Raw genomic sequence first — 7902 nt, 5'->3', positions numbered from 1 at the left:
CCCTGAACGCGGCGGTGGAAGCCGCGCGCGCTGGTGAACAAGGCCGTGGTTTTGCCGTGGTGGCCAGCGAGGTGCGTAGCTTGGCCGGCCGCAGTGCCGAAGCCGCCAAGGAAATCAAGACCCTGATCACCGACAGCGTGACGCGTGTCGAACAAGGCAGTGCCCTGGTGGACCAGGCTGGTACCACCATGAGCGAGGTGGTGGCATCGATCCGCCGCGTGACCGACATCATGGGCGAGATCAGTGCCGCGAGTACCGAACAGAGCCAGGGCGTGGCGCAGGTGGGCGAGGCCGTGACGCAGATGGACCAGGCCACGCAGCAGAACGCTGCGCTGGTGGAAGAGATGGCAGCGGCGGCCTCCAGCCTCAAGGGGCAGGCCAACGACCTGGTGCAGGCGGTGTCGGTGTTCAAACTGTCAGTTCAGGGGCAAAGGCCTCTGGCTACCCCGTCCACGGCTGTTTACTCTTCTGCATCCTCCAGGACGATGGAGCGACGTGCCCTAACCCGGCCTGCTGCTGCCTCGTCTGTGGAGAAAGAGGGGGGCGCGGGGATTGATCTGGATGGGGCCATCCAGGCACATGCCGACTGGCGCGCCAAATTGCGTACGGCAGCCATGCGTCATGAAACCATGGACGCCGAAACCATCAGTTGTGATGATTGCTGCGTGCTGGGCAAATGGCTGCATGGGGCGGGTCAATCGCAATACGGCGGCAAACCCAGCTTTGTCAGCCTGATGGATGCGCACCGGGAGTTTCACCAAGAGGCCGGCAAAGTGGCGCGGCTGATCAACCAAGGCGCTTATGACGTGGCCGAGCAGCAACTTGGTGGCAACACTGCTTTCTCAAAAGCATCCAGCCAAGTTGGGGCTGCAGTGGTGCAGATGAAAAAGGAACTCAAAGGCGCGTCCACTGCTGCAGCACCGAAGAAGGCACCTGCCGCCAAGCCGCTCAGCCAGTCCGCGGCGGCCAGTACGGAAGATGACTGGGAGACGTTCTAAGACGCTGCAAACAGCTGCTGGCAAGGCCAGACAGACCGTTTGAAGGAGGCGGGCTCCAGTCGACAGGCCTTTGGCTGGCGGAGCTGGAGCCTTTGAGGCTGGTTCTTACTGGGCCTGGAAGCCGCTGTCCTTGATGATCTTGGCCCAGGTCTTGGTGTAGGCGCGTTCGCGGTTGGCGAGTTGCTGGGATGTCATGTGACCAACGGTCAGTCCCATGGTGGTGAGGCGTTCGCGCACTTCCGGCAGGGCGATGACCTTGGCCAGTGCATCCGAGTAGCGGTCCAGCGTTGCTTTGGGCGTTCCATGCGGGGCAAAGATCCCGTAGTAGGGCAGGTCGTCGAAACCCTTCAGGCCGAGTTCATCGAAGGTCGGCACATCCGGCAGCAGGGCCTGGCGCTTGGCTCCAATCACTGCCACGATACGGATCTTGCCAGCCTTGTGGTTCTCGATGAAGTCGGGCACCGAGCCGACACCGGCAGCAATCTGGTTGCCCAGCATGTCGCCCATCATCGGCGCGCTGCCGCGGTAAGGCACGGCCTGCAGATCGAGTTTGTATTTTTCGCCGATCACCTTGACGAAGAATTCCGGGGTCGAGGCCGGTGCCGGCACGCCTACGGTGCCTTTGCCCTTGCCGTGTTCACGCACCCAGGCCACGTACTCGTTCACCGTCTTGGCGGGCGTGCCGCCCGAGACCGCCAGGCCATTGGCGAAGCTGGCGAAGCCAGCCACCGGCACGAAGTCGTGTGCCGGGTCGAAGCCGGGGTTCTTGACGACCTGCGGCAGGATGGAGATGGTGTGATCATGCGACAGGAACAGCACCGATCCGTCTGCCGGCGCCGCCCTGAGTGCTTGCGCCGCGATCTGGCCGCCAGCACCCGCCTTGTTGTCCACGATGACGTTGGCACCAAGCTGGTCCTTGAGCTTGTCGGCCAGCACACGGGCGATGGCATCGGTGCCGCCCCCGGGCGGGAAACCGACCATCAGCTTGATGGTGGCGGGCTGAGCTGTCGCCAGCGAGCCAAACAGCAGGCCGGCGGCAGCCAGGCCCAGGGTGCGGCGCTTGAAAGCAAGAATCATGGTGTCACTCCAGTTGGGAAAACGGAAATATCGCGCCGCAATGTACCACCGGTGCCTGACGCGGCCTGATTCAGAGCCAGCGAAACAGCAGCGGGATGAGCAGCGAGGCCAGCACCACCTGCAGGCCCAACGCCAGGCCGGCATAGGCGCCGGCGTCGGCGTTGACCTGCAGCGCGCGCGCTGCGCCCAGGCCGTGCGAGGTGGTGCCCAGGGCAAAGCCGCGCGCCATCCAGCCGTCTGGCGTGGTGGAGATGCGCAGCAGATCGAACAGGTATTTGCCGCTCAGGGCGCCGATGATGCCGGTCAGTACGGCGAACACGGCCGCCAGCGCCGGGATGCCGCCAATCTGCTCGGCAATGCCCATGGCCACCGGCGCGGTGACCGACTTGGAGGCCAGTGACAACAATACGTCGGAAGGCAAGCCGAAGGCCCAGCCCAGTGCCAGTGCCGAACCGGCGGAGGCCGCGCCACCGGCGAGTGCTGCCAGCAGCAAGGGTGCCCAGCGGCGGCGCAGTTCTTCGCGTCGCTGCCACAGTGGCCAGGCCAGTGCCACCACCGCCGGGCCGAGCAGGAAGTGGATGAACTGGGCACCGGAGAAATAGGTGGGGTAGGGGACATCGGTGGCAAGCAGCCCGCCTGCAATGGTGATCACCGTCCACAGCACCGGGTTGGCCCAGGGGGCTTGCTGCAGGCGGACATACAGGGCGTGCGCCAGCACATACACCACCAGCGTGGCGGTGAGGCCGAACAGCGGCGTGGTGGAGAGGTAGACCCACAACTCAACAAACTTGGGCATGGCTCAGTTCTCCTGGGGCGCTTGGCCGCGTCGCGTCAATGCACGCAGCACCAAGGCCGTGACCGCCAACCCCAGCCAGGTGGACAAGACGATGGTCAGCAACATGCGCAGACCGAAGGCGCTGATCAGGCCCAGGTGCGTCATGACGCCCACGCCCACCGGCACGAACAGCAGCGACAGATGGGACAGCAGGTAATCGGCGCAGGCCGCGACGGGTTCGCGCACGGCTTTGAAGCTCAGGGCAAACAGCAGCAACAGCATGCCCACCACCGGGCCGGGAAACGGCAGGCGCAGACCATGCGCCAGCAGCTCGCCAGCCGACTGAAACAGCAGCAACCAGGCAAAGCCGCGCAAGCCGAGCATCAGTGCGGCTTCAGAAACGTGGCAGATCGGGGTGCGAGATCTGGCCGCCTCGTACCAGCATCTTGCCGTATTCGGCGCAGCGGTTGTGCGTCGGGATCACCTTGCCCGGGTTGAGCAGGCTCTGCGGATCAAATGCGCGTTTGAGGCCGAGCATCTGTTCGTTCTCTTCCCGGCTGAACTGCACACACATGGAGTTGAGTTTCTCCACGCCCACGCCATGCTCGCCGGTGACGGTGCCACCCATGGCAACGCTGGTTTCCAGGATGTCGGCGCCAAACAGCTCGCAGCGGTGCAGCTGATCCGGGTCGTTGGCGTCGAACAGGATCAGCGGATGCAGGTTGCCATCGCCGGCGTGGAACACATTGGCGCAGCGCAGGCCGTATTTTTTTTCCATCTGCTGGATCGCAAGCAGGATGTCGGCCAGTCGGCGGCGCGGGATGGTCGAGTCCATGCACATGTAGTCGGGTGCCAGGCGGCCGCTGGCCGGGAAGGCGTTCTTGCGGCCGCTCCAGAAGCGCAGCCGCTCGGCCTCGTCGCGGCTGACGGCCAGCGCCGTGGCGCCGGCTGCGCGCAGTACGTCGCTCATGCGGCCGATTTCCTCTTCCACTTCCTCGGGTGTGCCGTCGCTTTCGCACAGCAGGATAGCCTCGGCGTTGAGGTCGTAGCCGGCGTGCACGAAGTCTTCCACCGCTGCCGTCATGGGCTTGTCCATCATTTCCAGCCCGGCCGGGATGATGCCGGCGGCAATCACGGCCGCCACGGCGTCACCGGCTTTGCGCATGTCGTCGAAGCTGGCCATGATGCAGCGGGCCAATTGCGGCTTCGGCACCAGGCGCACGGTGACTTCCATCGTCACGGCCAGCATGCCTTCGGAGCCAATGAAAACACTCAGCAGGTCGTAGCCGGCGGCATCCAGTGCATCGCTGCCGAACTCGACCGGCTCGCCCTCGATGGTGTAGCCACGCACCTTGAGCACGTTGTGCACGGTCAGGCCGTACTTGAGGCAGTGCACGCCACCGGAGTTCTCGGCCACGTTGCCGCCGATGGTGCAGGCGATCTGGCTCGATGGGTCTGGGGCGTAGTACATGCCGTAGGGGGCGGCGGCTTCGCTGATGGCGAGGTTGCGCACGCCGGCCTGCACCACGGCCGTACGGCTGGTCGGGTCGATCTTCAGGATCTGGTTGAATTTGGCCAGGCTCAGCGTGACGCCCTGGGCCAGCGGCATGGCGCCGCCCGACAAGCCGGTGCCGGCGCCACGGGGCACCACCGGCACACCCAGTGCATGACAGGTCTTGAGCACAGCTTGCACCTGCGCCTCGGTCTCGGGCAGGGCCACCACCAGCGGGCGCTGACGGTAGGCGGTCAGGCCGTCGCATTCGTAGGGCGTGACGTCCTCGCTGTGCCACAGCAGGGCATGGGCGGGCAACACGGCCTGCAGAGCCTGGACAACTTGCGCTTGCCGTTCGGCCCGCTGCTGGGCATTGACCTGAGGGCTGGAGAGGGTGGCATTCATGGGGAAGGATTCTAGGCCTTGCTCACTATAATTTGCGGTTCATTCACTTTCACCCTGGCGGTAGCTACCGTGTCCGATCGTCTTGCTGTGCTACCCCAGTATCTGTTGCCGAAAAAGGCCCTGACGGCGCTTGCCGGCCAGGTTGCCGGAGCGCCCATGGGGGCACTCACCACCGGCATCATCCGCCGCTTCATTCGCCGTTATGGCGTGAACATGAGCGAAGCCGCGAATCCCGATCCGGCCAGCTACGCTACCTTCAACGAGTTTTTCACCCGCCCGCTGAAAGACGGCGCCCGCCCGCTGGCGGCAGCCGATTTCATCTGCCCAGTGGATGGCGCCATCAGCCAGTTCGGAGCGATCGAGCAGGACCAGATTTTTCAAGCCAAGGGCCATCGTTATTCCACGACGGCCCTGGTCGGCGGCGATGCCGCGCTGGCGGCCCAGTTCGAGGGCGGCAGTTTTGCCACCTTGTATCTGAGTCCGCGCGACTACCACCGGATTCACATGCCCTGTGACGGTGTGCTTGCCCGCATGATCTACGTGCCGGGCGAGCTGTTTTCCGTCAATCCAACCACGGCCCGCGGCGTGCCGGGCCTGTTCGCCCGCAACGAGCGTGTGGTCTGCGTGTTCGACACGGCCCATGGCCCGCTGGTGCTGACCCTGGTCGGCGCCACCATCGTGGGCAGCATGGCCACGGTCTGGCATGGTGTGGTCAACCCGCCGCGCCGTCCCGCGGTCCACGAATGGCGCTACGAGGGGCAGGACGTGCGCCTGAAGCAGGGCGAAGAAATGGGCCGTTTCCTGCTGGGTTCCACGGTGGTGATGCTGTGGCCGCGTGGGCAGATCGGCTTTCATCCGGCCTGGGCGCCGGGGCAGCCCATCCGGCTGGGTGAGGCCATGGGCACACATCCGGCCGGGTAATACCCCGGATGCCAAGGGCATGCTTGGCGTGCTAAGCTTTTCGCGAGCCTTCCAGAAGAACCATACTTACCCGGAGATCGCCATGCCTGGCTTGTTGCCCAATGTAGACCCTGACGGTCTGCTCGAGTTTTCCGTCGTCTACACCGATCGTGCCCTCAATCACATGTCCAAACGCTTTCAGGGCGTGATGAAGGACATCTCCGGCATCCTCAAGGAAGTCTACAAAGCCAAGTCCGCCGTGTTGGTGCCAGGCAGTGGCACCTTCGGCATGGAAGCCGTGGCACGCCAGTTCGCCACCGGCAAGAAGACCTTGGTCATCCGCAACGGCTGGTTCAGCTACCGCTGGACCCAGATCTTTGACATGGGCAACATTCCTGCCGAGTCCACCGTGCTGAAGGCGCGCCGCATTGGCGGCGGATCGCAGGCATCCTGGATTCCCTGCCCTGTCGAGGAAGTCGTGGCCACCATCAAGGCCAAGCGTCCCGACGTGGTGTTCGCTCCGCACGTGGAAACCGCCGCCGGCATGATCCTGCCGGACGACTACATCCGCAAGGTGACCGACGCCGTGCATGAGGTTGGCGGTCTGTTCGTGCTCGACTGCATCGCCTCCGGCTGCATGTGGGTGGACATGCAGGCCACCGGCGTGGATGTGCTGGTGAGTGCGCCGCAAAAAGGCTGGAGCGGTTCACCCGCCTGCGCCATGGTCATGCTCAGCGAGCGCGCCCGCGCCGCCATCGAAAGCACCACCAGCACCAGTTTTGCGGCCGACCTCAAGAAGTGGCTGCAGGTCATGGAAGCCTATGAAAACGGTGGCCACACGTATCACACCACCATGCCGACCGACGCGCTGGCACGGCTTGACGAGGTGATGCGCGAGACCAAGCTCTACGGCTTCGAGAAAGTGCGCCAGGAACAGATTGCGCTCGGCGCCAAGGTACGCGCCCTGCTGGAGAGCCGCGGTTTTGTCAGCGTGGCTGCCGAGGGCTTCAAGGCGCCTGGTGTGGTGGTGAGCTACACCACCGACCCGGAGGTGCAGAACAGCAAGAAATTCCTGGGCTTGGGCTTGCAGACTGCTGCCGGCGTGCCGTTGCAGTGTGACGAACCGGCTGACTTCAGCACCTTCCGCATCGGCCTGTTTGGTCTGGACAAATTGCACCAGCCCGATCGCAGCGTGAAGCAGCTGTCGGACGCACTGGACAAGCTGGGCTTCAAGGAAAAGATGCCGGCTGCCGCCTGATCTGCCGTGGTCCGAAAAACGCCCCGGGCCTTGCGGCTGCGGGGCGTTCTGTTTGGCAGCGATGCTGCTTACTTGAAGATCACGGTCTTGTGACCATTGAGGATGACGCGGTGTTCGCTGTGCCACTTGACGGCACGCGCCAGCACCTGGCTCTCGGTGTCGCGGCCGATGGCGGTCAGGTCTTCCACCGTCTTGCTGTGGTCGACGCGGGCCACGTCCTGCTCGATGATCGGGCCCTCGTCGAGGTCGGCCGTCACATAGTGGGCGGTGGCACCGATCAGCTTCACGCCGCGGTCATGGGCCTGGTAGTAGGGCTTGGCGCCCTTGAAGCTGGGCAGGACGCTGTGGTGGATGTTGATGGCCTTGCCGGAAAGTTTGCGGCACATGTCGTCACTCAGCACCTGCATGTAGCGCGCCAGCACCACCAGTTCGGCGCCCTCGGCCTGCACCACTTCGTACTGCTTGGCTTCGGCCTGTGGCTTGGTGGCTGCCGTCACCGGGATGTGGTGGAAGGGCACGTTGTAGCTGGCCGCCAACTGGTAGAAGTCGCGGTGGTTCGAGACGATGGCGCGGATGTCGATCGGCAGCAGGCCGATCTTCCAGCGGAACAGCAGGTCGTTCAGGCAGTGGCCTTCCTTGCTGACAAAAAGGACGGTGCGCATCGACTGCGCGGCGGCCTTAAGGCTCCACTGCATCTGGAACGGATCGGCAAACAGCTTGAGCTGGGTCTGCAGGTCCTCGTAGCTCACCTGGCCGCAGGCGAACTGCACGCGCATGAAGAACAGGCCGGTGGCCGGATCGTTGTACTGCGCCGCTTCTTCGATGTTGCCGCCGCGCTCCAGCAGGAAGCCAGAGACGGCATGCACCAAGCCCAGGCGGTCCGGGCAGGAAAGGGTCAGGATATAAACTTGGCTCATAGGGTTCATTGTCGCAGGATGGTTGGATCAACACATGCGGCCAGCTTTTTGCCGTTCGTACAACCGCATTGTCTCAATTT

8 protein-coding genes are annotated in these 7902 nt (G+C 64.1%); 3 read left to right on the top strand and 5 right to left on the bottom strand.

Going from position 1 to position 7902, the window contains the following annotated elements; translation table 11 throughout:
• Positions 1–998: methyl-accepting chemotaxis protein (locus CDE01S_RS18130; protein WP_174525452.1), on the top strand; the 998-nt coding region annotated here is incomplete at its 5' end.
• Positions 999–1103: 105 nt separating this feature from the next.
• On the opposite strand, the gene CDE01S_RS06975 is transcribed toward CDE01S_RS18130, so the two are convergent.
• The 4 genes from CDE01S_RS06975 to CDE01S_RS06960 form a co-directional block, all read right to left on the bottom strand.
• Positions 1104–2075, bottom strand: a complete 972-nt coding sequence (locus CDE01S_RS06975; RefSeq protein WP_084382787.1) for a Bug family tripartite tricarboxylate transporter substrate binding protein — start codon at positions 2073–2075, stop codon at positions 1104–1106.
• Positions 2076–2145: 70 nt separating this feature from the next.
• A complete protein-coding gene (locus tag CDE01S_RS06970; RefSeq protein WP_066705320.1) occupies positions 2146–2871 on the bottom strand; it encodes an LrgB family protein in 726 nt (241 codons plus the stop codon).
• A gap of 3 nt (positions 2872–2874) precedes the next feature.
• Positions 2875–3234, bottom strand: a complete 360-nt coding sequence (locus CDE01S_RS06965; RefSeq protein ID WP_066705319.1) for a CidA/LrgA family protein — start codon at positions 3232–3234, stop codon at positions 2875–2877.
• Between the two features lie 10 nt (positions 3235–3244).
• Positions 3245–4747: an FAD-linked oxidase C-terminal domain-containing protein gene (locus tag CDE01S_RS06960; RefSeq protein ID WP_066705317.1), complete on the bottom strand. Its 1503-nt coding sequence runs from the start codon at positions 4745–4747 to the stop codon at positions 3245–3247.
• Between the two features lie 69 nt (positions 4748–4816).
• Here CDE01S_RS06960 and asd point away from each other — a divergent pair, with 69 nt between their 5' ends.
• Both asd and CDE01S_RS06950 read left to right on the top strand, forming a co-directional pair.
• On the top strand, positions 4817–5668 hold the full coding sequence (gene asd / locus CDE01S_RS06955; RefSeq protein WP_066705315.1) for an archaetidylserine decarboxylase: 852 nt from the start codon (positions 4817–4819) through the stop codon (positions 5666–5668).
• Between the two features lie 82 nt (positions 5669–5750).
• Positions 5751–6905 carry an aminotransferase class V-fold PLP-dependent enzyme gene (locus CDE01S_RS06950; protein ID WP_066705334.1) on the top strand — a complete coding sequence of 385 codons (1155 nt, stop codon included), beginning with the start codon at positions 5751–5753 and terminating at the stop codon, positions 6903–6905.
• 68 nt (positions 6906–6973) lie between these two features.
• Here the strand turns inward: CDE01S_RS06950 and purU are convergent, their stop codons facing one another.
• Positions 6974–7822, bottom strand: a complete 849-nt coding sequence (gene purU, locus CDE01S_RS06945; protein WP_066705314.1) for a formyltetrahydrofolate deformylase — start codon at positions 7820–7822, stop codon at positions 6974–6976.
• Between the last annotated feature and the right edge of the window lie 80 nt (positions 7823–7902).

The sequence above is a fragment of the Curvibacter delicatus NBRC 14919 genome, from assembly GCF_001592265.1.
Lineage (GTDB): Bacteria > Pseudomonadota > Gammaproteobacteria > Burkholderiales > Burkholderiaceae_C > Hylemonella > Hylemonella delicata.
Note: the sequence above shows the minus strand (reverse complement) of the source record. Positions and strands in the feature narration are given on the sequence as shown.